The sequence below is a fragment of the Streptomyces sp. NPDC015242 genome (assembly GCF_043079125.1).
GTDB lineage: Bacteria > Actinomycetota > Actinomycetes > Streptomycetales > Streptomycetaceae > Streptomyces.
On the sequence record NZ_JBIBUF010000002.1, the window covers coordinates 661,570 to 688,500 of the forward strand.

The following is a 26,931-nucleotide window of genomic DNA, read 5'->3' on the forward strand; positions in this document are numbered from 1 at the left end:
GACGGGCGGCGTCAGGCGCCGGGCATCTCCCGCGCGCCGGAGGCGAGGCGGCCGAGGTGCGCGAGGGTCTGACGGACCGCCGGGACGTCCTGGTCGAGCCAGTCCACGTCCCAGATCTCGTCCGGCCCGAGCCAGCGCAGCTCGTCGTGGTCCTCCAGGGGTTCCGGGGCGGGGGAACCGGGCCGCAGCCGCGCGGTCCACACGCGCAGGACGTACGGCGGCCGCAGGGGCCACTCCCCCGGGACACGCTCGCCGGTCTCGGCGTGGACGCCGAGTTCCTCGCGCAGTTCGCGCACGAGCGCCGCCTCGGCCGGTTCCCCCGGTTCCACCTTGCCTCCGGGCAACTCCCAGCGCCCGGCCAGCTCGACGGGCGCGCTGCGGCGGGCGGCCAGCAGCCGCCCGCCGTCGATCAGCGCGGCACCCACGACGACGATGTGCTGAGTCATGCCGGGAGCCTACGGGAGCCCGCGGCGGCACCGGTCCGGCCGGGCGCGGGGCGATGGGGGGTCACGGGATCGGCCGCACCGCCGGGCCCGTGCCGAGCCGAGCACGCGCGGACTCGGCCCCCCGGGCCCGTCGCCCGATCGTTGCCGCGCCGGGGCGGTCGCGCACGCGTCCGGCCCCGCCTCGCTGGCCGCCCGGCCGGTTACGGTCGGGGGACTGACGCCGGGTGAGCCGGTGGCCCGTTCCTCGCGACGCCCGCCCCACGTGCGAGCCCCTGCCGCCCGGCCCTGCGCGCGAGGCCGGTGAATCAGGGTGTTGGTCCCGGTCGGGGGGACCGTGTGCGAGGGCCGGAGTGCGTCGGGGCGGCGCGGGGCCGGGTCAGTCGCGGACGGACGTCCCGCTCTGGCTCAGGCGCTCGACCCAGTAGAGCTGTTTGTGGCCGCGGCCGTCGAGGCTGTCCGCGATCTTCTGGGCCTCGGCTCGGGTCGCGTACCGCCCGACGCGGTAGCGATTGCCGTTGTCGTCCTGGCGTATCACGAGCCAGGGAAGAGTGACCGTGCTGTCGTTCATCGCGCCCCTCCACTTCCCGCCCGCGGCCTGTACCGAGCCCCACCCGCTAAGGAAACCGCAATGCGCATATGCCCGAGCGTACGCCTAACCTTCACGCAGCGAATACGGGTTTTCACGAAGAGGTACGCAACCGGCCAGTACGCAGGGGGCGCACGCCGACGAACGCGCCGTCCGGGTACCTCGGTGCACCCGTTCGCGGGCATACCTCATACACGGCGGTCGACCTGCGAGGACGGGCACCGCCCGCGGGTCGCGCACCACTCGGGCGGGGGACGGCCGTGACGGTCGTCGTGTGAGCGGGGCGCGCGGGGAGCGCGCCGCGGGGCGGATGTGAGCGTGCGCTACTTGACCGGAAGGTGGTAGGCGACCCGGTACCGGTCGGCCGGGATGACCACGTCGGCCGTCTCGACGGGGCGGCCCGAGGCGTAGAACGTGCGCTGGATGACCAGGACCACGTGGCCCGGGACGCCTCCGAGCGCCAGCAGCTCCTCGGCGAGGCCGGGGCGGGCGCCGACCTCCTCCGTGACGTTGTCCACGATCACGTCGATCGCGCGCATGCGCTCGACGACCCCCATGCCGCCGAGCGGGCCCTCCTCCGGCAGCATCACCGGCGTACGGCCCGTCACCGCCAGCGGCTCCCAGGACGTGGAGAGCATCATCGCCTCGCCGCTCTCGCGGTAGAGGTACCGGGTGCACATCACCCGGTCGCCCGGCTCGATGCCCAGCCGCTCGGCGACCGCGACACTCGCCTCGGACTGCCGGCTGCTGGACTCCCAGGTGCCGCGGCCCTCGCCGTCGGCCTGCTCCTGGCGGAACGGCGTCGCCCCGCCGGTCGGGCGGTAGCCGGAGCGGGAGATGCGCCGGGGCACGGGCCGCTCGCGCACGTACGTCCCCGAACCGGAGCGGCCCTCGACCAGCCCCTCCGCCATGAGCACCTTGCGGGCCTCCAGCGCGACCGTGTCCGAGACGCCGTACTCCTGGCGGATCCTGGCCTGGGAGGGGAGCCTGGTGTGCGGGGGGAGCTGACCGTCGACGATCTTCCTGCGGAGATCACCCGCGACACGCAAGTACGCCGGCTGCTCACCGAATGTCACTGGCCGCTCCCATCAGGTTGTACAGACAGCAACAGCGTGGCAACCGTAGGTTGTGCCGTGCAAGCAAAGGCCAGAGAATCACTCGATGTGATGACATGGTGGCCCCGGGGGCTTTACGCAGGCACTTTCTCCCCGGTATAGCGGCCGTCACACCTGCGCTTCGGAGGCACCGCCCTCGTCCTCGTCGTAGGCCGGCGGGGTCGAGGCCAGGCCGAGGGCCTTGCGCGCCGTGACGGTCGCCGGGCCGTCGACGAAGGCGTACGCCTCGTCGTAGTGCGCCAGGTAGGTGTCCGCGTCGGGGGCCTCGCTCGCCCGGGCCCACTCCTCCCGCGCGTCCTCCATGTCCTCGACCAGGTCGGCGACGGGCCGCCGGGCGCCGGACGGCCAGGAGTGGGCGCGCAGGGCCTCGATCTGGTCACCGAGCACGTCGTGGACCTGCGTGGCCCACGCCCGGTGGGCGGCCAGGTCGTCCTCGGGGGTGTCCTCGGGCTCCTCGTACAGCGCCGCGTCGAAGGCGTTGGCCGTGGACAGGAAGACGACCTGGTCGGTGCCGAGCGTGGTCGGGTCGCCGCGCAGCGAGCCGGTCAGTCCGGTCCCGGCGTCGGTGTGCCCGAAGACGCAGGTGATCACGCGGTCGCCCCAGCGCCAGCTGTCCCGGGAGGGCATGAGGTAGTACACGTCCACGTGGGCCGGCATCGCCCAGGTGTCCATGGCGTACTGGTCCTGAAGGGCGAAGCACCGCTCGTCGGCGGCGTCGGTGATCGCGGCGTCGCCCGGGTAGGAGCCGCCGGGCAGCGTGACGACGCCGAACACCTCGCCGTCGTGCCGGCCCGCGCAGGAGACCGGGTCGACGTCGTAGGTGTCGCCCTCCAGGCCGCCGGGGGCGTCGAAGCAGTCGCCCTTGGCCAGCGACAGGCTCTTGTTGCCCTGCGCGCCGTCCTTGAAGCCCTCCCACGCCGTGGTCGCGGCCCCCGTGGACAGCACCACCGCCCACAGCACCAGCCCGGCGCACGACAGGACCGCCCCGCCGATCGCCAGACCCCGCCCGCTCTGCCCGGACCGTTTGATCTGCCACAGCGCGACCAGGCCCAGCACCAGCCCCAGGGCGGGGATGAAGCAGAGCACGCCGAGCACGAGGGCGGCGACGGCGAGGGCGTTGACGGACTTCGGCGTGCCGTACGGGGTGCCGGCCGTGCCGTACGGCATCCCGGCGGTGCCGTACGCACCGGGGGCGGAGGGCCGGTCGGCGGGGGGCGGGGCGTAGGGGTCCCGGGGCTGCGGGCCGTACGGATCCTGAGGCTGCGGGGCCCCAGGGGGCGGGGGTATCGACACGGGTCGGTGCTCCTGGCTGAGTCGGCGGGCGGGGTGCGTCGTACGGCTGGGCGCATCGTAAGCGGCGGGGTCAGGAGGGCGGCAGATGTCCGTCGAGGGGGGCGGGCACCGAGGTGATCCGTGCCGGCGGGGCTCCTGGAGCGGGCCTCGGCCCGCGGGCCTGGCGGGCCTCGGCCCGCCAGGCCCGCTCCGCCACCTCCCGGCAGGCCCGGGCGTAGGCGCGGACCAGGGGCCGGTCGCCGTCCTCGCGGCGCCAGGCCAGGACGTAGCGGGCGGGTGGCAGGCCCCGTACCGGACGGGCCGTCACGCCGCCCAGGGTGAGCAGGGGGACGTTGCCCTCGGCGATGAGGCAGACGCCGAGGCCGGCGGCCAGGGCCTCGTACGTCTCCTCCGTGCCCGCGACCTCGGCGCCGACGCGGAGCGGGCGGCCCTCGCGGAACTCCGGGGCGAGCCAGAAGTCGCGCAGCGGACCCGCGCTCGGGGGCAGCGCGAGGAAGGGCTCGTCGAGCAGGTCCGGGAAGTCGACCGCCTCGCGGGCCGCGAGCGGGTGCGTGTCCGGGAGGGCGACCATGAGCGGCTCCTGAGCGACGAGCGTCCAGGCGTAGCGGTCCGGGCCGGGCAGCGGCAGCCAGACGAACGCCACGTCCACGGTGCCGTCGGCCAGACCCGCGGTCGGGTCCTGCCAGTCGACCTGCCGCAGCCGCAGGGCGGCGTCCGGGTGCGCCGCGGTGAAGCGGGAGCGGACGGCGGGCAGCAGGCCGCCGCGGACCGGGCTGGTGCTCATGCCCACGACGAGCGTGCCGCGCCGGCCCGTCCGGACGGCGTCCACCGCGTCCGCCGCCTCCCGCCACGCGTCCAGCACCTGGCGCGCGTGCGGCAGCAGCGCCGTACCGGCGTCGGTGAGGGCCACGCCGGGCCGGCCGCGACGGAACAGCTCGACGCCCAACTGCCGCTCCAGGGCGCGGATCTGCTTGCTCAGGGCGGGCTGGGAGACGTGGAGCCGCTCGGCGGCGCGGGTGAAGTGCAGGTCCTCGGCCACCGCCAGGAAGCAGCGCAGGTCGCGCACGTGGACGTCCTTCGTCATGCCCATCGGTTATCACCGAAAGTCTTGGACGGACAACTGCCGCCGGTGTGAGGGTGGTTGCCGCGACGGGCGGGACGAGACGAGGAGCGGTCATGAACAGGGTGTGGCTCATCACGGGCGCGAGCAGCGGGTTCGGGCGGGCGATCGCCGAGGCGGCCCTCGCCGCGGGCGATGTGGTGGTCGGCGCGGTCCGGCGTCCCGAGGCGCTGGACGACCTGGTCGCCGCCCATCCCGACCGGGTGGAGGCGCTGCGCCTGGACGTCGCCGACACGGGCGCCGCCGAGGCCGCCGTGCGGGACGTCGTGGCGCGGCACGGGCGGATCGACGTCCTGGTCAACAACGCGGGCCGTACCCACGTCGGGGCGTTCGAGGAGACCACCGAGGAGGAGTTGCGGGCGCTGTTCGAGGTGCACGTCTTCGGCCCGGCCGCGCTGACCCGGGCCGTGCTGCCGCACCTGCGCGAGCGGCGCTCGGGGGCGATCGTGCAGATGAGCAGCATGGGCGGGCAGTTGTCCTTCGCGGGCTTCTCGGCGTACAGCGCGACGAAGTTCGCCCTGGAGGGGATGTCGGAGGGTCTCGCGGACGAGGTGGCCGAGTTCGGGATCAAGGTGCTGATCGTCGAGCCGGGCGCCTTCCGTACCGGCCTGTTCGAGGCGGAACGGGCAGGCGTCAGCGCGGACAGCGGCGTGTACGGCAAGGTGAGTGAGACGCGCGGCTTCGTCTCCGGCGGGGACGGCACCCAGCCGGGCGACCCGGCCAAGGCCGCTTCCCTGATCCTCGCCGCGCTGGAGGCCGACCCCACACCCCTGCGCCTGCCGCTCGGCGACGACGGCGTCAGCGCGGTGCTCGGGCATCTGGACCGGGTGCGCGAGGAGGTGCTGGCCTGGGAGAAGCGGACCCGGAGGACGGGATTCGGCGACTGACTCCGCACCCGCCGTCCGCTGACGGTCCGTCACGAGGGTCCTGCGGGCCGGTGCAGGGCCCTTGTGCAATTCCTGTGGAGGCCTCAATCTTTCGGCTGACGCACAGGAGTCACCCCGTGGTTGACATGACCATGACTCCAGGGTGCTCCACCGGGCGTGCACCACACCCCACAGCGCACCACCGATGAGGAGGACCCCTCAGATGGCAGTGATGCGTACTCCCCACAGCTCCACCCGGCGAAGACTGGCCGCGTTCGGCGCGACGGCCACCGCGGCGCTCGTCGCGAGCCTGGTCTCCGCCCTCCCCGCCGGCGCGGCCCCGGCCGCCGCCGAGGGACGCGTCCAGTACGCGGGCGCCGCGAACGCCGTCGCGGACAGCTACATCGTCACCCTGAAAACCGAGAAGGCCGCTTCCGCCGAGGGCCGCGCCCTCGCGCGCAAGCACGGCGCCGCCATCGAGCGGACCTACACCAAGGCCCTCAACGGCTACGAGGTCGAAGCCTCCGCGTCCGAGGCGCGACGTCTCGCCGCCGACCCGGCCGTCGCGTCCGTCGTGCAGAACCGGACCTACTCCATCACCGCGACGCAGCCCTCCCCGCCCTCGTGGGGCCTGGACCGCATCGACCAGAAGAGCCTGCCGCTGAACAGCTCGTACACCTACCCCGACTCGGCGGGCGAGGGCGTCACCGCGTACGTCATCGACACCGGCGTGCGCATCACGCACGGCGACTTCGGCGGCCGGGCTTCCTACGGCTACGACGCCGTCGACAACGACAACACCGCCCAGGACGGCCACGGACACGGCACGCACGTGGCCGGCACCGTCGCCGGCAGCGCCTACGGCGTCGCCAAGAAGGCCAGGGTCGTCGGGGTGCGGGTGCTGAACAACTCGGGCCAGGGCACCACCGCGCAGGTGGTCGCCGGCATCGACTGGGTCGCCCGCAACGCGGTCAAGCCGGCCGTGGCGAACATGTCCCTCGGCGGCCCCGGCGACACCGCCATCGACACCGCCGTGCGCAACGCCATCGGCTCCGGCGTCACCTTCGTCGTCGCGGCCGGCAACGAGTCCACCAACGCCTCCACGCGGTCCCCCGCACGGGTCACCGAGGCCGTCACGGTCGGTGCCACCACGTCGAGCGACGCCAAGGCGAGCTACTCCAACTACGGTTCGGTACTCGACCTGTTCGCCCCCGGCTCGTCGATCACCTCGGCGTGGAGCACGGGCGACGCGGCGACCAACACCATCTCCGGCACGTCCATGGCGAGCCCGCACGTCGCCGGGGCCGCCGCCCTGCACCTGGCCGCCGACCCCGCGGCCACACCCGCGCAGGTCTCCACCGCGCTGACGTCCGCCGCCACCACCGGCGTCGTCACCAGCCCCGGCACCGGTTCACCCAACCGGCTGCTGTACGTGGGCGGCGGCACGACCACCCCGCCCGGACCGCGCTTCGAGAACACCGCCGACCAGGCCATCGCGGACAACGCCACCGCCGAGTCCCCGGTGACGGTCTCCGGCGTCTCCGGCAACGCCCCCTCGGCCCTGGCCGTCGAGGTGCACATCGTGCACACCTACATCGGCGACCTCCAGGTCCAGCTGGTCGCGCCCGACGGCACGGCCTACACGCTGAAGGGCTACGGCACCGGCGGCAGCGCCGACAACATCGACACCACGTACACCGTGAACGCCTCCTCGGAGACCGCGAACGGCACGTGGAAGCTCCGGGTCAGTGACAACGCCGACTTCGACACCGGGCGGATCGACGCCTGGGCGCTCCAGTTCTGACGGAGCGCGGGGGGCCGGGCCGTCGGCGGTCCGGCCCCCGTTCACGTCCGGCCGGCGGCGGGGGTCAGTCCAGCAGCCGCCGCCGGCCGGTGCCCTCGGCGGCCGTCCGCGCGGTCAGCCCGCGGGCCTCGGGCGGCCCGGACGGGACGGCGGCCACCGCACGGGCCCGCGCCGCCTGCTCGGGGTGCCTGCGCCGCCAGTACGGATTGTCGTGCGAGAGCTTGCTGGAGACCCGGCCGTACATGCCGAACGTCGCGATGACCAGCCCCATCACGAAGCTGAAGATCACGTTCGTCATGCCGAAGTCCAGGATGTTCGCCGGGCGGTCGAGCACGAAGATGTGCGCGAAACCGCTGAGGACGAACAGCGTGCCGACGGTCATGTTGAGGGTGGAGGCGAAGTTGCCGCCGATCGCGGCGCCCAGGAGCAGCGCCAGGCCGACCACGGTGGAGATGCAGCTCAGCGCCACGTTGGTGGTCATGCCGGCGATCGCCCCCGAGGTGTGGAAGGGGTCCAGGCCATCGGCGAAGCCGAGGGCCGCGAACACCAGGAGCACCAGGCCGCAGAAGCCGGCGCCGTACCGGTACACGGTCGCCAGGTGGTGGTCGACCGGAAGTTCGTCTCGTAGCTTCATGCACCCGTTTCGCCGGTTTTGACCGGAACGGATGCGGCGGCCGAGAGGACGTCAGTCGATGTTCCGGCGCAGCAGGGCCAGCTCCCCGTTCATCTCGGAGAGGAAGCGGACGACGACCCCCAGCTCCTCGGGGGTGAAGCGGCCGCGGGCCGCGTCGGTGCTGCGGGCCAGGGGCCGGAAGTAGTCCCGGGCCAGGCCCCGGGCCGCCTCCGCGTAGTGCAGGTGCACCACGCGCCGGTCGCCGGCGTCGCGGACCCTGCGGATGTGCCCGGCCCGCTCCAGCCGGTCGAGGCAGGCGGTCACGGCGCCGGAGGTGAGGTTGAGCCGCTTGCGCAGCCTGCCGGGCGTCATGGGCTCACCCTCCGCCTCGGGGTCCGCGTCGGCGTCCAGGATCGCGATCAGCGCCTGCATGTCGGTCACGTGCAGGCCCTGCGCCTGGGCGAACTCCTGGGCGATGCGGTTGAACTCGCTGTTCATCCGGCGCAACAGGACGGCAAAGGTCTGCAACCCGGTCGGGTCGTCCGCCGGAAGAGATGCCGTGGGCACACCGGAACCGCTCATCCCCCCACCCTAGTATCTCTCGACGATTGAGATACTTTATGAGTGAGTAAATTCGTCTACCGCTTGGGATGCGCATGAGTACCGCACAGCGTTGGGCCCGGCGGCTCCTGCCGCTCGCTCTCCTTCTCGTCTGGCTGGGGGTGGGCGGAACGCTCGGCCCGTACGCGGGCAAGCTCGGCGAGGTCGCCACCAACGACCAGGCAGCCTTCCTGCCCCGCAGCGCCGAATCCACACAGGTGCTCCGGGCCCGGGAGGCCTTCGACCAGTCCGAGACGCTGCCCGCCGTGGTCGTGTGGACGGCCGGCGGCGAGCGGCTGACGGCGGACCAGCGGGCGGACGCCACCCGTGCCGTGGCGGCGCTCGCCGGTGAGCCCGGCGTCGTGGACCGGCCCTCCCCCGCCCTGCTCTCGGACGACGGGGAGGCGATGCAGGCCGTCGTGCAGCTGGAACCCGACCTGGGCGAGGAGCTGCCCACCGCCCTCGAAGCGGTGCGGGCTGCGGCCGGGAAGGTGCCGGGCGCCGAGGCGCAGATCGCCGGCCCCGCGGCCAGCCAGGCCGACCTGTCGGACGCCTTCGCGGGCATCGACGGACTGCTGCTCGGCGTGGCCCTCGGCGCCGTGCTGCTCATCCTGCTGCTCGTCTACCGCAGCGTGCTGCTGCCGTTGCTGATCATCCTCAGCTCGGTCTTCGCGCTGGGCCTGGCCTGTGCCGTGGTCTACGCGCTGGCCGACCGAGACGTGGTCCGGGTCGACGGCCAGGTGCAGGGCATCCTGTCGATCCTGGTGATCGGCGCCGCCACCGACTACGCCCTGCTGCTGGCCGCCCGCTTCCGTGAGGAACTCGCCGTGCGCGGCGACCGGGCCGCTGCGGCGACGGCCGCGGTGCGCCGCTCCTTCGGCGCCATCACCGCCAGCGCCGCGACGGTGGCGCTCGGGCTGCTGGCCCTGCTCGCGAGCGACCTGACCAACAACCGGGCCCTCGGACCGGTCGGCGCGATCGGCATCGTCTGCGCCGTGCTCACCACGCTCACCTTCCTGCCGGCCGTGCTGGCGCTGCTGGGCCGCACCGCGTACTGGCCGTCCCGGCCGAAGGCGGCGGACGAGTCCGCGCAGGGCAGCGGCGTGTGGCGGCGGGTCGCCGCGCTGGTGGACGGCCGGCCGCGCCGGACCTGGGTGGTGACGGCACTGATCCTCGCCGTGTTCGCGGCCTTCTCGCCCTCGCTGTCCTCCAAGGGCGTGCCGCTGGACGAGATCTTCGTCAACGACGCGCCCTCGGTGGCGGCGCAGCGCACCCTCGGCGAGCACTTCCCGGGCGGCTCGGGCAACCCGGCCGTGATCATCGCCGACGCCGGCCGGGCCTCCGAGGTGACGGCGGCCGCCGAGGGCACCGAGGGCGTCGCGAGCGCGGCCGCCGTCACCGCGTCCGGGCGGCCCGGGGGCGGGGAACCGCTCGTGGCCGACGGGCGGGTGCTGATCAACGCCACGCTGAAGGCCTCGGCGGACAGCGACGCGGCCAAGGACACCGTGGAGCGGCTGCGCACCGAGGTGCACGCGGTCCCCGGGGCCGACGCCCTGGTCGGCGGGTACACCGCGCAGCAGTACGACACCCAGCAGACCGCCGCCCGGGACCGCACGGTCATCGTGCCGATCGTGCTGGGCGTCATCCTGCTGATCCTGATGGTGCTGCTGCGCTCGCTGCTCGTGCCGGTGCTGCTGGTCGCGACCGTGGGCCTCAACTTCCTGGCGACGCTCGGGGTCTCGGCACTCGTCTTCGAGAACCTGCTCGGCTTCAGCGGCACGGACGCGTCGGTGCCGCTGTACGGCTTCGTGTTCCTGGTGGCGCTCGGCGTCGACTACAACATCTTCCTGATGTCCCGGGTGCGCGAGGAGGCACTCGTGCACGGCAACCGGCGGGGCGTGCTGCGCGGGCTGACCACCACCGGCGGGGTGATCACCTCGGCGGGCGTGGTGCTCGCCGCGACGTTCGCGGCCCTGATGGTGATCCCGCTGGCGTTCCTGGTGCAGATCGCCTTCATCGTCGCCTTCGGGGTCCTGCTCGACACGCTCGTGGTGCGCTCCCTGCTGGTGCCCGCGCTGATGATCGACATCGGGCCGCGCGCGTGGTGGCCGAGCGTCCTGGCCGGCCGCGGCGCGCCGGTGCGGCGGGCGGCGGAGGCCGATGCTCCGTCCGGCTGAACGGCCCCGGGTCCCGTGCCGTGCATCCGCCGTGCGGGCCGGTCGGGAAGTCTCCTGTAGGGGCCGGCCGTGATCGCGGCCGGAGACGGGAGGCAGAGCATGGCGGAGGAAGGGCAGGGGCTGCACTGCCTGGTCACCGGTGCGTCCGGCTACGTCGGCGGGCGCCTGGTGCCGGAACTGCTCGACGCCGGGCACCGCGTACGGTGCCTGGCCCGCTCGCCGGGCAAGCTCCGCGACCACCCCTGGGCGGGCCGGGCGGAGACCGTCCGCGGGGACGTCACCGACGCGGAGTCGGTCGCCGCCGCGATGCGCGGGATCGACGTGGCCTACTACCTGGTGCACGCCCTCACCTCGGGCTCCGGGTTCGAGGAGACCGACCGGCGGGCCGCCCGCGTCTTCGCCGAGCAGGCGCGGCTCGCCGGGGTGAAGCGGATCGTGTACCTCGGCGGGCTCACCCCGCAGCACGTGCCCGAGGAGGACCTCTCGCCGCACCTGCGGTCCCGGGCCGAGGTGGGGCAGATCTTCCTCGACGCCCCGGTGCCCGCCACGGTGCTGCGGGCGGCCGTCGTCATCGGCTCCGGCTCGGCGTCCTTCGAGATGCTGCGCTACCTCACCGAACGCCTGCCCGTGATGGTCACCCCGAGCTGGGTGCACACCCGCACCCAGCCCATCGGGATCCGGGACGTGCTGCGCTACCTCGTCGGCTCGGCGACCATGCCGGACGACGTCGACCGGGCCTTCGACATCGGCGGGCCGGACGTCCTCACCTACCGGGACATGATGCTGCAGTACGCGGCCGTCGCCGGACTGCGGCGGCGGTTCATCGTGCCGGTCCCGGTCCTCACCCCGCGGCTGTCCAGCCACTGGGTCGGCCTGGTCACGCCGGTGCCCGCCTCGATCGCCCGGCCGCTGACCGAGTCGCTGCGGCACGAGGTCGTGTGCCGCGAGCACGACATCGCCCGGTACGTGCCGGACCTGCCGGGCCGGCCGGTCCCGTTCGACGAGGCCCTGAACCTGGCGCTGCGCAAGGTCCGCGAAGCGGAGGTCACCACCCGCTGGTCCTCGGCCTCCGTGCCCGGCGCCCCCAGCGACCCGCTGCCCACCGACCCGGACTGGGCGGGCGGCAGCCTCTACCAGGACGAACGGGAACGTCCCGTCGACGCCTCCCGGGAGGCCCTGTGGCGGGTGATCGAGGGCATCGGGGGCGAGAACGGCTGGTACTCCTCACCCCTGGCCTGGGCGGTGCGGGGCTGGCTCGACCGGTTCGTCGGCGGGGTCGGACTGCGCCGCGGCCGGCGCGACACCCAGCACCTCAGGGTCGGCGACTCGCTCGACTTCTGGCGGGTCGAGGAGATCGAGCCCGGCCGGCTGCTGCGGCTGCGCGCCGAGATGCGGCTGCCCGGCCTCGCCTGGCTGGAGATGTACGCCGAGACCGGCGCCGACGGCCGCACCCGCTACCGGCAGCGGGCCCTGTTCCATCCGCGCGGCCTGCTGGGCCACGCCTACTGGTGGAGCGTCGCCCCGTTCCACGCGGTGGTGTTCGGGGGCATGGCCCGCAACATCGCCCAGGCGGCGGCCGACGGCACCCACGGACGCCGGGCCTCGCGCGCCGCGCGCGTCCGGCGGGCCCGGGCCGCGCGAAGGACCGGGCAGACGTGATCCCGCACCACCGCTTCGCCGCCCCAGGAGTGGCGCCATGACCGTCGCGGTCGTCCTGTTCACCTCGGACCTGCGCCTGCACGACCATCCCCCGCTGCGGGCGGCGCTGGCGGCGGCCGACGAGGTGGTGCCGCTGTTCGTCCGCGACCCCGCCGTGCGCGCGGCCGGCTTCGACGCGCCCAACCGTGCCGCGTTCCTCGCCGACTGTCTGGCCGACCTCGACGCCTCGCTGCGCCGGCGCGGCGGGCGGCTGGTGGTGCGCTCCGGGCCGGTCGCCCGGGAGGTCCGCGCGGTCGCCGCCGAGTGCGGCGCCACGGAGGTCCACCTGGCCGCGGGGATCACCGGCTTCGCCCACCGCCGCGAGGAACGGCTGCGCCAGGAACTCGGCGCCGACGGCGTCGCCCTGCGGGTGCACGACACCGTCCTCACCGCCGTCGCGCCCGGAGCCGTCACCCCGGCCGGCTCCGGCCACTTCGCGGTGTTCACCCCCTACTTCCGCCGCTGGTCGCAGCAAAGCCTGCGGGACCCGCTGCCCGCGCCGCGCACCGTGCGCGTGCCCGACGCGGTGCGCGGCGAGGAGCCGCCCTCGCGCGCGGACGCCGGGGACGTGTCCGCCGATCTCCCGCCCGGCGGGGAGACGGCGGGGCGCGAGCGGTTCGCCGCCTGGGCGCGGGCGGACCTGGCCCGGTACGAGGACCGGCACGACGACCTGGCCGGTGACGGCACGTCACGTCTGTCGCCGTACCTGCACTTCGGGGCGCTCTCGCCGGTGGAGCTCGTGCACCGGGCCCGCCGCGAGGGCGGGCCCGGGGCCGAGGCGTTCGTGCGCCAGCTGTGCTGGCGCGACTTCCACCACCAGGTGCTGGCGGCCCGGCCCGACGCCTCCGTGCGGGACTACCGCACCCGCGAGGACCGCTGGCGCGGCGAGGACGAGGCCGCCGACGACATCGCCGCCTGGAAGGAGGGCCGTACGGGCTACCCGATGGTCGACGCGGGCATGCGCCAGCTGCGCCACGAGGGCTGGATGCACAACCGGGCGCGGCTGCTGACGGCGAGCTTCCTGACCAAGACCCTGTACGTGGACTGGCGGATCGGCGCACGGCACTTCCTGCACCTGCTGGTGGACGGCGACATCGTCAACAACCAGCTGAACTGGCAGTGGGTCGCCGGCACCGGCACCGACACCCGCCCGCACCGCGTCCTCAACCCCGTGCTCCAGGGCAAGCGTTACGACCCGGACGGTGCGTATGTGCGCCGGTGGGTACCTGAGCTGGGTGAGGTGCCGGGCAGCGCGGTCCACGAGCCCTGGCGGCTCCCGGCGGACCTGCGCGCCGGGATCCGCTACCCGGAGCCGCTCATCGACCTCGGCGACGGGCTCGCCCGGTTCAAGGCCGCCCGGGGGCGCGCGTGAACGGGCCGGGACCGGGCCGCGGGGCCGACGCGCCCGCGGGACGCCCGGCTCCGGCGCATCCAAGACACCGTCCCCCGCGGAAGCACTGATGTTCGGATGACCGGAAGCGAGAAGGGGCTGCGCATGCTTGGACCGGGGCCGACGACGGCCGCACCGGCGGACACGGACGACACCCCGCGCACCGCCCGTGAGGCCACGATCGCCGTGGAGGGGGTCCTGGAGCGGGTGCTCGACGCGCGGCTGCGGCAGGCCCGTGAGACCGACGCGCTGTTCGCCCACGACATGGCGCGGCGCGTCGCGGCGTTCACCCGGCGCGGGGGCAAGCGGCTGCGGACGGCGTTCGTGTGGTGCGGCTGGCGCGCCGCGGGCGGCACCGGCGACCCGACGGCGGTGCTGCGCCTGGGCGCCGCCCTGGAACTGCTCCAGGCCTGCGCGCTGATCCACGACGACGTGATGGACGGATCGTCCCTGCGCCGGGGGGCTCCCGCGCTGCACGTGGAGTTCGCACGCGGGCACCGGGCCGGCCCGGCCGGCGGCTCCGCCGAGTCGTTCGGCACGTCCGCCGCCGTGCTCGCGGGCGACCTGGCCCTGGCCTGGGCCGACGACCTGCTGACGGAGACGGCGTTCGGTGTGCCGCAGGGTCCGCGGCTGCACGCCGAGTGGCGGGAGATGCGCACCGAGATGGTCGCCGGGCAGTACCGCGACCTCAACGCCCAGGCCGGCGGCTCGTCCAGCGCCGAGGAGGCACTGACCATCGCCGTCCTCAAGAGCGCCCTGTACACGGTCGCGCGGCCCCTGGCGCTGGGCGCGGCGCTGGCCGGCGCCGACTCCGCCACGCTGGGCGCGCTGCGGGCGGCCGGCCGGAGCGCGGGGCTCGCCTTCCAGCTGCGGGACGACCTGCTCGGTGCCTTCGGCGACCCGGCGCTCACCGGGAAGCCCGCGGGCGACGACCTGCGCCACCGCAAGCTCACCCCGCTCCTCGCCGTGGCCGTCCGGCTCGCCGGGACCGCGGGCGATCACGACGCCGCCGCCGTGCTCGCCCCGGGCGCGGGCACACGGGCCGGGCACACCGTCGAGCGGATGCGGGCGGCCCTGGAGCGCACGGGCGCCCGGGCGGAGGTCGAGGCGCGGATCGAGGAACTGGCGGCGGCGGGTCTGCGGCACTTCGAGGCCGTGGCCGCCGGCCCCGATGTGCGGCGGGAGTTCGCCGCCCTGGTCGAGCGGGCCGCGGGCGTCGCCCCGCGCCCCGCCGAGGAGCTCGTATGAGGACCGTGTCGGGGCCGACGGATCACGTCGTCGTGGTGGGAGCGGGCCTGTCCGGCCTGGCCTGCGCCCTGCACCTGCTGGGCGCAGGCCGCCGGGTCACGCTCGTCGAACGGGACTCCGGCCCCGGCGGCCGGGCCGGGCAGGTGCGGATGGGCGGCTACCGGGTGGACACCGGACCCACCGTGCTGACCATGCCGGACCTGGCCGACGAGGCGTTCGCGGCCGTCGGCGACAGCCTCCACCGGCGTGTGGAGCTGACGCCCCTGCACCCCGCCTACCGCGCGGCCTTCGCCGACGGCACCTCGCTCGACGTGCACACCGACGGCGAGGCCATGGAGGCGGAGGTGCGGCGCTTCGCCGGACCGGCCGAGGCGGCGGGCTACCGCAGGCTGCGGCAGTGGCTGGAGCGGCTGTACCGGGCGCAGATGCGGCGTTTCATCGACACCAACTTCGACTCGCCGTTCCAGCTCCTCCACCCCGACCTGGCCCGGCTGGCGGCGCTCGGCGGTTTCGGGCGCCTGGACAGCCGGATCGGCGGCTTCCTCCAGGACGAACGCCTGCGCCGCGTGTTCTCCTTCCAGGCCCTGTACGCCGGAGTCGCCCCGGCCAGGGCGCTGGCGGCCTACGCCGTCATCGCCTACATGGACACCGTCGCCGGGGTCTGGTTCCCCAAGGGCGGCATGCACGCGCTGCCGCGGGCGATGGCCGACGCGGCGGCCGGTGCCGGGGCCGAGCTGCGCTACGGGTGCGAGGTGAGCGCGCTGGAACGCTCCGCCGGGCGGGTGCGGGCCGTGCGCCTCGCCTCGGGTGAGCGCATCCCGTGCGACGCGGTGGTGCTGAGCTGCGAACTGTCCACCGCGCACCGCCTGCTGGGCCGGGCCCCCCGCCGCCCGGTGGCGCTGCGGCACTCGCCCTCCGCGGTGATCCTGCACGCGGGAACCGACCGCACCTGGCCGCAACTGGCCCACCACACCCTGTCCTTCGGCGCGGCCTGGGAGAGCACCTTCGACGAACTGACCCGCACGGGATCGCTGATGAGCGACCCGTCCCTGCTGATCACCCGCCCGACGGCGCACGACCCCTCCCTCGCGCCGCCGGACCGCCACCTGCACTACGTCCTCGCGCCCTGCCCCAACACCGACGTCGGCCCCTCCGCCGCCGCCTGGCGCGACCTGGGCCCGCGCTACCGCGACAGCCTGGTCGCCGAGCTGGAGCGGCGCGGCCTGGACGGCTTCGCGGACAGCGTCGAGCAGGAGCAGCTGGTGACCCCGCTCGACTGGACGGCCCAGGGCCACGCGGCGGGCGGCCCCTTCTCCGTCTCCCACACCTTCGCCCAGACCGGGCCCTTCCGGCCGCGCAACCTGGTCCGCGGGCTGGACAACGTGGTGCTCGCCGGCTGCGGGACCACCCCGGGTGTCGGTGTGCCGACCGTGCTCGTCAGCGGCAAGCTCGCCGCCGCGCGCGTCACCGGCGGCACGGGACGCCGCGCCGCGGTGGCCCGGCCCCGGCCCGCCGCGCGGACCGTCGCGTCCACCCCGACCGGAGCAGGTGCCCATGACCCGTCGTGAACTGGACGCCGCCGGGATCACCGACCCCGGCCTGCGCGCCGACTACACCCGGTGCCGGCAGCTCAACGCCCGTCACGGCCGCACCTACTTCCTCGCCACGCGCCTGCTGCCGGTGGAGCGCCGCTCGGCCGTGCACGCGCTGTACGGCTTCGCCCGCTGGGCCGACGACATCGTCGACGACCTGGACCGGACCCGCACCCCCGAGGAGCGCGACCTGTCGCTGAAGCGGCTGGAGGGCGATCTCGCGCACGCGCTGCGCGACGGGGGCGGGGACGAGCCCGTGGTGCGGGCGGTGGCCGACACCGCCGAGCGGTACGGCATCGAGGTGGAGCTGTTCGCCGACTTCCTCGCCTCGATGCGCTCCGACCTGACCGTCACCGACTACCCGTCCTACGCCGATCTGCGGGCCTACATGCACGGCTCGGCCGCGGTGATCGGGCTGCAGATGCTGCCCGTGCTCGGCACGGTCGTCCCGCGCGAGGAGGCCGCGCCGCACGCGGCGGCCCTCGGGGTGGCGTTCCAGCTCACCAACTTCCTGCGGGACGTCGGCGAGGACCTGGACCGGGGCCGGATCTACCTGCCCGCCGACCTGCTCGCCGCGCACGGCGTGGACCGGCCGCTGCTGGAGTGGTCCCGTCGCACCGGGCGCCGGGACCCCCGCATCCGGGCGGCGCTCGTGGCGGCCGAGGCCATGACCCGGGACGTCTACCGGGAGGCCGAGCCGGGCATCGCCATGCTCGACCCGCGGGTGCGCCCCTGCATCGCCACCGCGTACACGCTGTACGGCGGCATCCTGGACGAGGTGGCACGCGACGACTACACCGTGGTGCACCGTCGGGCGGTGGTGCCCGGCCGCCGCAGGGCCGCCGTCGCCGCGGCCGGGCTGCTGAAGGTGGCGGCCGCCCGGTGGCGCCGGGCGCCCGCGGCCTCCCCTGGTTCACTGGAACGGAAAGGACCGTCTCGTGGCTGATCGCGCGGACAAGGCGGGCTGGACGTCGCCGCTGCGGCGGCGCCGCGGCCCCGGCTGGTCGGAGCAGGAGCCGACCTGGCGCGCGGCGCGTCCGGCGCTGATCGCCGACGCGCTGAAACGCGCGTCGGCCCGGCCCTCCGGGAACTGGTTCGTCGTCGGCGCCTCCCGCAACCTGCGTCCCGGCAGGCCCTACGGCAGGACCGTCGGCGGCGTCGAAGTGGTGCTGTGGCGCGCGGAGTCGGGTGAGTTGCGCGCAGGGCCCGGGGCCTGCCCGCACCTGGGCGCCCCGCTGCGGGACAGCCGGGTGGTGTGCGGCACGCTGGTGTGCCACTGGCACGGACTGGCCCTCGACGGCGGCTCCCCGTTCGCCGGCTGGCAGCCGTACCCCGTCCACGACGACGGGGTGCTGGTGTGGGTGCGGCTGGACGGGGTCGGCGGCGAGGAGCCGTCGGAGCGCCCCGTGGTGCCGCAGCGCCCCGCGCCGGACGGCGGGGTGGACGCGGTGTTCACGGCGATCGGGCGGTGCGAACCGCAGGACGTCGTGGCCAACCGGCTCGACCCGTGGCACGGGTCCTGGTTCCACCCGTACTCCTTCGTCGACCTGACGGTCGCCCGCGAACCGCGGGGCGAGGAGGACGACAGCTTCGTCGTCGACGTGTCGTTCCGGGTGGCGGGCCGTCTGGTCGTGCCGGTGCGCGCCGAGTTCACCGCGCCGGAGCCGCGCACCGTGCTCATGCGCATCACCGACGGCGAGGGCGCCACCTCCGTGGTGGAGACGCACGCCACGCCTTTGACCTCGGCGGCCGACGCGCACCCGCGCACGGCGGTGGTGGAGGCCGTGATCGCCACCTCGGACCGGCGCGGCTTCGCCCTGGCCCGGGCCGCCGCGCCCGCGCTGCGCCCCCTGATGCGGTACACCGCCGGGCGGCTGTGGCGCGACGACCTCGCCTACGCCGAGCGGCGCTGGGCACTGCGCAGCACCGGCCGCTTTCCCGGCTGAGACACCCCCGATCGGCCCCGCCCCGTCCGTCACGGCCTCGACGGCGGGGCGGGGTCCTGCGCTGTGCCGGTCAGGCCCGGTGGCTCCACGGCGACGTCACGGGCGGCGTCCCGCGAGGGCGTTGAGACCCCGCAGGGCCGGGGAGCGTCCGGCGCGCGGCACGGTCCACAGCACCTGGCCGCGCACGCCCCACCCCGCGAGCAGGGCGTTGGACGCCAGGAATCCGGTGGTGGCGGCCCGTTCCATCAGGGCCACGGGAAGGTCGCAGCGGATCCCGTCGCCGGCCAGCGTCAGCCACGGGTGCGGGGTCGTCACGGCGGGGCGACGGTGGTGGGTGCCGACCGGGAAGTGCGGGCAGTCCGCGCGCCATTCGTGCCGGACGTCCACGATCCGCGCCTCGCGGGTCTCGGGGTAGACCCGCCACAGCTGTTCGAGCAGCTCGTCCTGGACGGTCTCCCGGTGGGAGCCCTCCGGGACGGCGTAGGCGTGCAGTTCCACGACCGATCCGGTGTGCTTCGCGGCCCAGCCGGCCGCCTCGCCCTCGTAGCGCTCCAGGACGCTGATGTTGTCCAGGCCGCCGTAGCCGCTGGTGCCGAGGAAGCCGGGGCGGTCGGCGTGCACCGGCCGGTCGAGCCAGTACCGGGAGACGAGGAAGGGCGGGGCGGTGCGCAGGGCGGCGACGTCCTCGCGCCACTCCGCGCTGCCCAGGCCGGGCGAGCCGGCGACGACCTGCCGCAGCCCCGCGGTGTCCAGGGCGAGCACCACGGCGTCGTACCGCTCGCTGCCGGCGCCGGTGCGCACCTCGGCTCCGCGGGTGCCGGCCGGGGCGACGCCCTCGACGGCGACTGCGGTGCGCAGGTCCGCGCCGAGCCGCTGGAGGTACTCCCCGAGCGGCTCCCACAGGGCCTGCGGGAAGGGTTCGCCGGGCACGTCGAACAGCAGGCCCTCCGCCGAGCCGAGGAAGTAGATGTGGAACATCAGCATCAGCTCGGCGGCGGACAGCTCGCGCGGGTCGGCGAAGAAACTGCGGGAGAACACCTCGAAGGCCAGGTGGTGCGCGGCCTCGGGAAAGCGAACGCCGGCCAGGAAGCCGGCCGCGCTGACCGAGTCGAATTGCTCGTAGACCTCCGGCACCCGGACGTCCAGCAGCGGCAGCGCCGCCCGGGCGTCCAGCGCGCCGAGGTCGCGCCAGCCGAAGGTGGGGCTGAGGGCGACGAAACCGAGGGCGCTGAGGGGCGGGGTGCGCGGGACGCGGGCGAAGCTGTCGGTCAGGCCGCCGCTGTGCCGCAGGGGATAGTCGGCCAGCGGGGTGAGGCGCGCGAGGGCCGGATCGGTCCGCCGCAGCAGGCCGCGCAGGTTGTAGTACTGGCGGAAGAAGGCGTGGAAGCCGCGGCTCATGGTCACGACCGAGCCGTCCGCCAGTTCGGTGCGGTGGCCGGCGAGGCGTCCGCCCAGGGAGTCCTCGCGTTCGTAGAGGGTGACCCGGGCACCGCGTTCGGCCAGCCCGGTGGCCGCGGCCAGGCCGGCGATGCCGCCTCCCACCACGGCGACCGAGGGCGCGTCCCGGTGGTCGAAACCGTCCCGGCCGGGGGCGGGCATCAGCACCTCGGCCTTGCGGTCCCGGCCGCGCCGGGCGGGGGCGGTGCGGGGGGTGCGGGTGCTCATCGGCCGGCCTCCACGGCGGACGCGGGCCGCGCGGGCGTCCCGGTGGGCGTCTGCCCGGCCGCCTCCGGGGCGGCCGGGGTGGGGGCGTTGCGGGCGACGAAGGTGTGGGTGATGCCGGTCTGCCATCCGGCCAGCGGGAGGGCGCGCGCGTCGGCGAACCCGGCGCGGGCGAGCCGGCCGGTGAACTCGTGCGCGGTGTCGAAGTCGAGGACGCTGCGCCACAGGTGGTGGTACAGGTCCCGGTCGCCGGTGAGGGTGCCCGCCGGGATGACCAGCCCTTGGCACACGGCGGTCCACAGCGCGCGGTGGGCCGGGGAGCCGCCCAGGCTGTACTCGTGGACGGCGAGCCGCCCGCCCGGCCGCAGCAGGGTCCGTACGGTGTGCAGGACGCCGTCGGGGTCGGTGACGTTGCGGAACAGGTAGGCGGCGAAGACCGCGTCGAAGGGGCCTTCGGCCGCCGTCGCGAGTTCCTCGGCGCTCAGGTGCAGGAACCGCACGCTGTCGGGCCACGGCTTGGCCAGCGCCTGCCGCAGCATGCCGGAGGAGGCGTCGACGGCGGTGATCCGGGCGCGGGGCGCGACGCGCAGCAGGGCCCGGGTGGAGGCGCCGGTGCCGCACCCGAGATCGAGGACGTGCAGCCCGGCCCCGTCCCGGGGCAGCCGCAGCCGGCGGGCCGAGCGCAGCAGGTCGGTGCGGTAACCGGGGTTGAGCGCAGTGAGCCGGTCGTAGGTGCGGGACGCGTGGTCGAAGGCGTGGGCCAGGTCGTGGTCGCGCAGCAGGGTCATCGAGGGCTCTCTCCGGTTCGGGGGACGGGGTGGGCGCGGCGGGGCAGGAAGGGCACCTCGAGCGTGGTGCGGAGCATCGGGCCCACGGGGGTGCGCAGTCCGATGCCCCACTCCTCCCGGAACGAGGTGGCGCCGTCCAGGAAGCGCAGCAGACGGTGTGCCGGGGTCCGGCGGAACAGGTCGGTGAAGAAGGCGGGGCCGTCGATGCGGCCGGTGTCCAGGGCCCTGAGCAGCACGGCGTCCAGGAACAGGGCCCGCCGCCCGTGGGGCGGGGGCACGGTGGTGCGGCCGTCCCGCAGGGCGGCGGCGACGGCCCGGCTGTGCCGCCGCACGGCGGCGAAGGTGTACCCGGTGGCGGGGCGGGTGGCGCCGCCCGCGGTCCCGATCCGGTAGACGGCCTCGCCCGCCCGCTGGGGGAAGCGGGCGTCGGTCATGGGGATGACGCCCTGTTCGGCGGACTCGACGGTGAACGCGCCGAGGCCGAGGACCTCGCGGGCGTAGTGGCCGAGGGCCCTCTCGTACGCCTCGGTGGTCAGCGGAGCGCGGGAGAACTCGGTGTACTCGACGAGCGCGTGGCCGGGGGTGAGCGGAAGGACGTAGCCGAAGGCCAGGCCGTGCGGCGGCTGCGGCACCCGGAAGTCCATCAGGTCGGCGATCCCGGGATCGAACCGGTCGGTGTCCGTGCGCACGAACCAGCCGCGGAAGTGCTGCAGCAGCTGGGTCCGGGCCGGCGGCAGCGCGGGCAGCGGCCGTGAGTCGAACACGCGCCGGGCGCGCAGGGTGAGCGTCCCGCCGTCGGCTGCGGTGCAGCGGATCTCCGCGCCCCCGGGCACGTCGCGCACCGTCCGGGCCGTGGCGCGCAGCAGGCGCCCGCGGGGCGAGCGCGCCAGCCGCGCGTGCACCAGCCGTTCGAACGCCCCGGACCGCACCATGCGGTACCGCGCCGGGGCCGGGTCGACGGTGAGGGCCTCGCCGTCGGAGCCGTGCACCCGCAGCAGGGGCCAGTCGGCGGTGACGGCGTCGCCGAGGTCGTCGTAGCCCTCGCTCCAGAAGCACCACGTGCGCTCCGCCGGGCGCGCGGGACCGTCCGGCGGCTCCACGACGGTCACGGTGGCCGGCGTGGTCGCGAGCAGCCGGTCCGCGAGACTGAGTCCGGCGGCACCGCCCCCGACGATCACCACGTCGGACGCGCCGCCGGGCCCCGCGCTCACCGGTCCCAGCCGCGGCCGGCCCATGCTCCGGGCGTCCGGGCCCGCACGCCGCCCACCTGGGTCCGGAATCCGGACACCCGGGCGAGGGCCCTCGGCATCCGGGCTCGGACTCGGCCCGTACGGGGCCGGACTTCCGGCGTACGAGGCAGGACTCCGGGCGTCCTGGGCAAGTCTCCCGGTGTGCGGGGCCGGACTCCGGGCGTGCGGGGCCAGGCTCCGGGCGTGCGGGGCGAGGCTCCGGGCGTGCGGGGCCGGACTCCGGCCGCCGAGGCCGCCGTCCCTGCCGCGGAGACCGCCGTACCTGCCGCGGAGGCTGCCGCACCTGGCACCCGGGCCCGCCGGTCCGTCGTACGCCCCGGGCCGGCGACGCGGCGGTTCCGGTCGCCGTCGGCGGCCGCCGGGACACGTGTGCCGATCACCACCACACCCCATTCCCGGCCGTCCGGACATACCCGCCGATCATTACCACACCCCATTCCCGGCCACCGGGAGGACATACGCGCCGCCCGTGCCGCGGCGTCGTTCCACCCCGGGCACGGGCCGACGAGTTGATCAGTTCGTTCACCCTTCCGGCCGCAGGGGGTGTTCGGATGCGGCGACCCGCGGCTGTTGCGAGACGACCGACTCCACCAGTGCGACGGCCTCGGCCAGCCCGGCCGGGCGCGGCAGGCCCGGCACCGAGCGGCCGCCGGCCCAGCCGGGCCCGATCGTCAGGACGACCGGCTTGCGGCGGGCACCGCGCACCCCCCATTCCATCGCGGCGACGTGCTGAGCCAGCGGACGACTGGCCGTGCCGCGCGACTGCGCCCACAGCGCCACCGCGGCCGGTCCGGTCCTGCGCACGGCCGTGACGAGGGACTCGACGGGCAGGGCGCCGCCGAACATCCGTACCGGCAGGCCCCGTTCGGCGAGGGCGGCGGCCAGTACCTCCAGCGGCAGCGTGTGGTGCTCGCCGGGTACGCACGCGAGCACCGTGACGGCGCCCGGGCGGTCGGCGACCGGGCCGGGGGTGCTGCGCCGCAGCGCGCCGGAGACGTGCCAGGACAGGAAGTGCTCGACCTCGACGTACTTCTCCCCCGAGCTCTCCCACTTGCGGCCCACCGCCTGGAGCGTCGGCATGATCACCTCGGTCCAGGCGGCGATCAGCCCGTGCTCGTCGATCGCGGTGCGGAGCAGGTCGTCGAGCGCGGCGGCGTCCAGGCGCAGGGCGGCCCGCGCGATGCCCTTGCACTCCTGGCGCACGTCGCCCAGACGCAGCCCGCTGCCGGCGCGGCTGCGGGCCCGTCCGCGGGCGGGACGGCCCGGGGGCGCGGCGGCGGGAGCCGCCGGGACCGCTTCCGGGAAGAGCCCGGCGGAGCGCCCGTCCGGGCCCGGATCCGAAGCCGCCGCGGGGAGCCCGTCCCGGCCTGCCCGTGACACCGTCGCGGCGGGCGACCCGTCCGGACCGGCTCCGGCGACCGCACCGGCACTGGTCCCGGCGGCCGGGTCCTCCTCCGGGGTGGACTCCTCCCGCACCATGCGCGCCGCCTCGGCGGGCGGTATCCCCGTCGCCGTCAGTGCGCACATCCGCTCCAGCCGGGCCACGTCGGCGGCGGTCCACCTCCGGTGCCGGCCGCCGGTGTGCGCGTCGGGGCCGAGGCCGTAGCGGCGGTCCCAGGTGCGGACCGTCGTGGGCGCCACCCCCAGCCGCCGGGCGACCTCGCCCGTGGTCAGACCGCCGCCGGCCTGCGCGGCGCCGATCGGCACGCTCTGTCCGTCCCGTTCCTGTGCGGCCATGCCTCCACTGTACGACGCACAAACGACGCATGTTGCTGTGCGTCGTTTGGGCGCCGAACACTGGACGCACAGCGCAGGGGCGCCGCTCCCACAGCGCGACCGGTGCGGTTCGGCAAACGGTCTCCCGTCCCGCACGACGCCGGCAGGAGGAACCAGGCCATGATCACCAACACGCGACTCACCACCCTCGCCCCGCCCGTGGAGGAGACGCGGTACGAGGAGGAGCTGGCCCGCGGCCTCCTCGCCGCCGACGAGGAAGCCTTCGCCGCGATCTACCAACGCTGGGGCTCACTCGTCCACACCATGGCCACCCGGCTGCTCGGCGACACGCACGAGGCGGAGGACGTCACCCAGCAGGTCTTCCTCGGCGCCTGGCGCGGCCGGGCCGGCTTCCACCCGGAACGGGGGCCGCTCGGCGCCTGGCTGGTCGGCATCACCCGCCGCAAGATCGTCGACGCGCTGGCGGCCCGGACCAGGCGCCTGACGCTCATCGACTCGGCCGCCCACGAGGCCGACCCCGACCCCGGGTACGGCGACACGGCCCCGGACCGCGTCCTGGACCGGGTGCTGCTCGTCGACGCGCTGTCCCGGCTGCCGCGCCCCCAGCGCGAGGTGCTCTGCATGGCCTTCTACGAGGACCTGACACAGGCCCAGATCGCGGAGCGCACCGGTCTGCCCCTGGGCACGGTCAAGAGCCACGCCCGCCGCGGCCTGCACCGTCTGCGCGTGGTGATCGAGCAGTCCGCGGCCCCCGGCCCCGGCGCGTGACAACAGGCACGAGCTCACCCGCTCGCGCATCCAAGGGGGCCATCACCCCCGAAACGGGACCGAGACTCCGCACCGTACGGAGACTCCTTTCGAAGGGATGATCCCCATGAACTCCCGATTCCCCCTCACCCTCGCAGCCTCTGCCGGCGCCTGCGCCCTGGCCCTCGGCGCTGCCGCCCCGGCCCTCGCCGACCAGCAGCAGGACAAGGCGATGGTGTCCGTCTTCCACGGCATCCCCGGACTGACCGTGGACGTGTACGCCAACGGCGACGAACTGCTCAGCGACTTCAAGCCCGGCACGGTGACGGACCCGCAGTCCCTGGACGCCGGCACCTACGACATCAAGATCTTCGAAGCGGGCAAGGGCCCCGAGGGCACCCCCGCCCTGGAGAGGAAGGTCGAGGTGCCCGAGGGCGGGAACGCCACGGTCGCCGCGCACCTGACCGCCGACGGCAAGCCCCAGCTCACGGCCTTCACCAACGACGTCTCCGAGGTCGGCGCCGGCAAGTCGCGCCTGACGGTCCGCCATGTCGCGGCCGCTCCCGCGGTGGACGTCCGGGCCGGCGGCCAGCCCGTCTTCACCGGCCTGACCAACCCGAAGGAGGACACCGCCGAGGTCGACGCCGGCTCGGTCAACGCCGATGTGGTGCTGGCCGGCACGGACACCGTGGCCATAGGCCCGGCCGACCTCTCCCTGAAGGAGGGCACCAGCAACGTCGTCTACGCCTGGGGCAGCGCCGACGACAAGAACCTGGCTCTGGCGACCCAGTCGTTCAGCGGCATGGCCTCGGCCCCCAAGGCCGTCCACGCGGGCGGCAGCGGTGCGGCCGTCACCCCGAACTCCTCCGACACCGCCACCTGGCCCGCCTGGGCCGCCGCGGCCGGAGTGATCACGGTGACGGGCGTTCTGACGGCCCGCCGGTTCGCCGGCCGGCGTGGGTGACGGCAGGCGACGGCGCCCGGGCCCGATTCTGGCGGCTGCCGCACTGGCAGCCGCCGTCGGCGTCACGGGAGCGCCGCCGGACCGGACGGAGCCGCCACGGGACTTCGCGGCGGCCCCGCTGGAACGTGCCGCGCCGGCCGCGTCACGGCCCGCCGAAGCGTCCCGGAACCCACCGCCACCCGCCGCGGCGGACGAACCGCCGCCCCGGCGGATCGTGGTCGACGGCGTGGACCTCGACGCGCGCGTCATCCCCGTCGGGGTGACGAAGAAGGGCGACATGACCGTCCCCGAAGACCCGGCCACGGCCGGTTGGTACCGCTACGGCCCGGCTCCCGGAAGCGATCGGGGTTCGGCCGTCCTGGTCGGCCATGTCGACACGGACTCCGGCGACCTCGGCGAGTTCGCCGCCCTGTACGACGTGCGGCGAGGCCAGCGGGTGGAGGTGAGCCGGGACGGCGGGCATCCGGTGCGCTACCGGATCGTCTCCCGCGTCACGGTCCCGAAGGCCGAACTGCCCGACTCGGCGTTCCGCCGCTCGGGCTCCCCGGTCCTCACCCTCATCACCTGCGCGCCGCCGTTCGTCCCCGAGCGGGGCGGCTACCTCTCCAACCTCGTCGTGACGGCGGAGCCCATCGAGTCCGGGAGGCCGCAGTGACCCACGTGGACCCGGCCCACCTGGTCGAACTGGCCCTGGGCAACGCCGCTCCGACCCCGGCCGACACCGCCGCCCTGAACCACGTCGCCGAGTGCGCCCGCTGCCGCGACGACCTGCACACGATGACCCGCGTGGTGGAAGCGGCCCGCACGGCGGAGCTGGTCGACCTGCCGGCCGCGCCCCCGGAGCACGTCTGGCGACGCATCACCCGGGACCTGGCCGGGGAGACGCCCCCACCCGAGGGCCCCCGGCAGGCCCCGGACCACAGGAAGCGAACGGCCCTCACCATGCTGGCCCTGGCGGCGGCCGCCGCGATCGCGGCCGCGCGCCGCTCCCGGCACCGACGCTGACGCGAACGGGGTCACAGCCCCCGACAGGCCTTGAGGAAAACCCGCGCCCCGGCGAGCAGCTCGACCTCCGTCACGTCTCCGGCCTCCCGCGCCGCCGCATCCGCCACGAAGTCCTCGACGACGTAGAACAACTCGTTGAGGACACCGAAGTCTCGGTCGGAAACATCCCGCAGCCCACGGAACTCACCCCAGAACCGCGACTCGAACTCCAGCGCGCCGATCCACCCGGAGACGAAGGACTCGGCCAGGGCCACGTAGGGCGCGAGTGCCCTCGACGGCACCGC

25 protein-coding genes are annotated in these 26,931 nt (G+C 75.1%); 13 read left to right on the forward strand and 12 right to left on the reverse strand.

The annotated features are described in order from the left end of the window. Positions 1–11 precede the first annotated feature (11 nt). The 5 genes from ACF07N_RS08410 to ACF07N_RS08430 form a co-directional block, all read right to left on the reverse strand. Entirely contained in the window at positions 12–446 is a 435-nt protein-coding gene (locus ACF07N_RS08410; protein WP_383337330.1) for a (deoxy)nucleoside triphosphate pyrophosphohydrolase, read from the reverse strand. Positions 447–822: 376 nt separating this feature from the next. Beyond that, a complete protein-coding gene (locus ACF07N_RS08415) occupies positions 823–1,014 on the reverse strand; it encodes an SPOR domain-containing protein (protein WP_383324254.1) in 192 nt (63 codons plus the stop codon). A 341-nt stretch (positions 1,015–1,355) separates the two neighbouring features. Beyond that, complete coding sequence (locus ACF07N_RS08420) at positions 1,356–2,108, reverse strand: GntR family transcriptional regulator (protein ID WP_383324257.1); 753 nt, start codon at positions 2,106–2,108, stop codon at positions 1,356–1,358. 147 nt (positions 2,109–2,255) lie between these two features. Next, positions 2,256–3,440: a DUF4190 domain-containing protein gene (locus ACF07N_RS08425; protein WP_392109856.1), complete on the reverse strand. Its 1,185-nt coding sequence runs from the start codon at positions 3,438–3,440 to the stop codon at positions 2,256–2,258. A gap of 70 nt (positions 3,441–3,510) precedes the next feature. Next, positions 3,511–4,530 carry a LysR family transcriptional regulator gene (locus tag ACF07N_RS08430; RefSeq protein ID WP_392109859.1) on the reverse strand — a complete coding sequence of 340 codons (1,020 nt, stop codon included), beginning with the start codon at positions 4,528–4,530 and terminating at the stop codon, positions 3,511–3,513. Between the two features lie 86 nt (positions 4,531–4,616). On the opposite strand from ACF07N_RS08430, the gene ACF07N_RS08435 reads away from it, so the two are divergent. Next, positions 4,617–5,447, forward strand: coding sequence for an oxidoreductase (locus ACF07N_RS08435; protein ID WP_383324266.1), 831 nt, complete (start codon positions 4,617–4,619; stop codon positions 5,445–5,447). 202 nt (positions 5,448–5,649) lie between these two features. Continuing rightward, the gene (locus tag ACF07N_RS08440) at positions 5,650–7,230 is read left to right on the forward strand and encodes a S8 family serine peptidase (RefSeq protein WP_392109862.1); all 1,581 of its coding nucleotides are present in this window, start codon (positions 5,650–5,652) and stop codon (positions 7,228–7,230) included. Positions 7,231–7,294: 64 nt separating this feature from the next. On the opposite strand, the gene ACF07N_RS08445 is transcribed toward ACF07N_RS08440, so the two are convergent. Next, positions 7,295–7,864: a DUF4383 domain-containing protein gene (locus ACF07N_RS08445; protein ID WP_392109865.1), complete on the reverse strand. Its 570-nt coding sequence runs from the start codon at positions 7,862–7,864 to the stop codon at positions 7,295–7,297. Between the two features lie 51 nt (positions 7,865–7,915). Further along, positions 7,916–8,425, reverse strand: coding sequence for a MarR family winged helix-turn-helix transcriptional regulator (locus tag ACF07N_RS08450; protein WP_392109868.1), 510 nt, complete (start codon positions 8,423–8,425; stop codon positions 7,916–7,918). Between the two features lie 74 nt (positions 8,426–8,499). On the opposite strand from ACF07N_RS08450, the gene ACF07N_RS08455 reads away from it, so the two are divergent. The 7 genes from ACF07N_RS08455 to ACF07N_RS08485 all read left to right on the forward strand — a co-directional run bounded on the left by ACF07N_RS08455 (position 8,500) and on the right by ACF07N_RS08485 (position 18,494). Next, positions 8,500–10,620, forward strand: coding sequence for an MMPL family transporter (locus tag ACF07N_RS08455; protein ID WP_392109871.1), 2,121 nt, complete (start codon positions 8,500–8,502; stop codon positions 10,618–10,620). Between the two features lie 99 nt (positions 10,621–10,719). Beyond that, positions 10,720–12,279 (forward strand): SDR family oxidoreductase, encoded by a 1,560-nt coding sequence (locus ACF07N_RS08460; RefSeq protein ID WP_392109874.1) that lies wholly within the window; start codon positions 10,720–10,722, stop codon positions 12,277–12,279. A gap of 37 nt (positions 12,280–12,316) precedes the next feature. Next, complete coding sequence (locus ACF07N_RS08465; RefSeq protein WP_392109877.1) at positions 12,317–13,690, forward strand: cryptochrome/photolyase family protein; 1,374 nt, start codon at positions 12,317–12,319, stop codon at positions 13,688–13,690. 123 nt (positions 13,691–13,813) lie between these two features. Further along, complete coding sequence (locus tag ACF07N_RS08470; protein ID WP_392109880.1) at positions 13,814–14,956, forward strand: polyprenyl synthetase family protein; 1,143 nt, start codon at positions 13,814–13,816, stop codon at positions 14,954–14,956. Continuing rightward, positions 14,953–16,524: a phytoene desaturase gene (locus ACF07N_RS08475; protein ID WP_392109883.1), complete on the forward strand. Its 1,572-nt coding sequence runs from the start codon at positions 14,953–14,955 to the stop codon at positions 16,522–16,524. The genes ACF07N_RS08470 and ACF07N_RS08475 overlap by 4 nt, the downstream gene beginning before the upstream one ends. Then, positions 16,511–17,494 carry a phytoene/squalene synthase family protein gene (locus ACF07N_RS08480; protein WP_392109886.1) on the forward strand — a complete coding sequence of 328 codons (984 nt, stop codon included), beginning with the start codon at positions 16,511–16,513 and terminating at the stop codon, positions 17,492–17,494. The genes ACF07N_RS08475 and ACF07N_RS08480 overlap by 14 nt, the downstream gene beginning before the upstream one ends. Continuing rightward, positions 17,487–18,494 (forward strand): DUF5914 domain-containing protein, encoded by a 1,008-nt coding sequence (locus tag ACF07N_RS08485; protein WP_392109889.1) that lies wholly within the window; start codon positions 17,487–17,489, stop codon positions 18,492–18,494. Before ACF07N_RS08480 ends, ACF07N_RS08485 begins: the two co-directional genes overlap by 8 nt. Before the next feature lie 96 nt (positions 18,495–18,590). On the opposite strand, the gene ACF07N_RS08490 is transcribed toward ACF07N_RS08485, so the two are convergent. From ACF07N_RS08490 to ACF07N_RS08505, 4 genes are all read right to left on the reverse strand, one after another. After that, a complete protein-coding gene (locus ACF07N_RS08490) occupies positions 18,591–20,159 on the reverse strand; it encodes an FAD-dependent oxidoreductase (RefSeq protein ID WP_392109892.1) in 1,569 nt (522 codons plus the stop codon). Further along, a complete protein-coding gene (locus ACF07N_RS08495) occupies positions 20,156–20,944 on the reverse strand; it encodes a class I SAM-dependent methyltransferase (RefSeq protein WP_392109895.1) in 789 nt (262 codons plus the stop codon). Before ACF07N_RS08495 ends, ACF07N_RS08490 begins: the two co-directional genes overlap by 4 nt. Continuing rightward, complete coding sequence (locus ACF07N_RS08500) at positions 20,941–22,179, reverse strand: lycopene cyclase family protein (protein WP_392109898.1); 1,239 nt, start codon at positions 22,177–22,179, stop codon at positions 20,941–20,943. The genes ACF07N_RS08495 and ACF07N_RS08500 overlap by 4 nt, the downstream gene beginning before the upstream one ends. Before the next feature lie 537 nt (positions 22,180–22,716). Further along, the gene (locus ACF07N_RS08505) at positions 22,717–23,931 is read right to left on the reverse strand and encodes a MerR family transcriptional regulator (protein WP_392109901.1); all 1,215 of its coding nucleotides are present in this window, start codon (positions 23,929–23,931) and stop codon (positions 22,717–22,719) included. A 159-nt stretch (positions 23,932–24,090) separates the two neighbouring features. On the opposite strand from ACF07N_RS08505, the gene ACF07N_RS08510 reads away from it, so the two are divergent. The 4 genes from ACF07N_RS08510 to ACF07N_RS08525 all read left to right on the forward strand — a co-directional run bounded on the left by ACF07N_RS08510 (position 24,091) and on the right by ACF07N_RS08525 (position 26,647). Beyond that, complete coding sequence (locus ACF07N_RS08510) at positions 24,091–24,699, forward strand: RNA polymerase sigma factor (RefSeq protein ID WP_392109904.1); 609 nt, start codon at positions 24,091–24,093, stop codon at positions 24,697–24,699. 106 nt (positions 24,700–24,805) lie between these two features. Next, positions 24,806–25,642, forward strand: coding sequence for a DUF4397 domain-containing protein (locus tag ACF07N_RS08515; RefSeq protein ID WP_392109907.1), 837 nt, complete (start codon positions 24,806–24,808; stop codon positions 25,640–25,642). A 226-nt stretch (positions 25,643–25,868) separates the two neighbouring features. After that, complete coding sequence (locus ACF07N_RS08520; RefSeq protein WP_392109910.1) at positions 25,869–26,297, forward strand: class F sortase; 429 nt, start codon at positions 25,869–25,871, stop codon at positions 26,295–26,297. Beyond that, the gene (locus ACF07N_RS08525; protein ID WP_392109913.1) at positions 26,294–26,647 is read left to right on the forward strand and encodes a hypothetical protein; all 354 of its coding nucleotides are present in this window, start codon (positions 26,294–26,296) and stop codon (positions 26,645–26,647) included. Before ACF07N_RS08520 ends, ACF07N_RS08525 begins: the two co-directional genes overlap by 4 nt. Positions 26,648–26,658: 11 nt before the next feature. Here the strand turns inward: ACF07N_RS08525 and ACF07N_RS08530 are convergent, their stop codons facing one another. Further along, positions 26,659–26,928: a colicin immunity domain-containing protein gene (locus ACF07N_RS08530; protein ID WP_392109916.1), complete on the reverse strand. Its 270-nt coding sequence runs from the start codon at positions 26,926–26,928 to the stop codon at positions 26,659–26,661. Between the last annotated feature and the right edge of the window lie 3 nt (positions 26,929–26,931).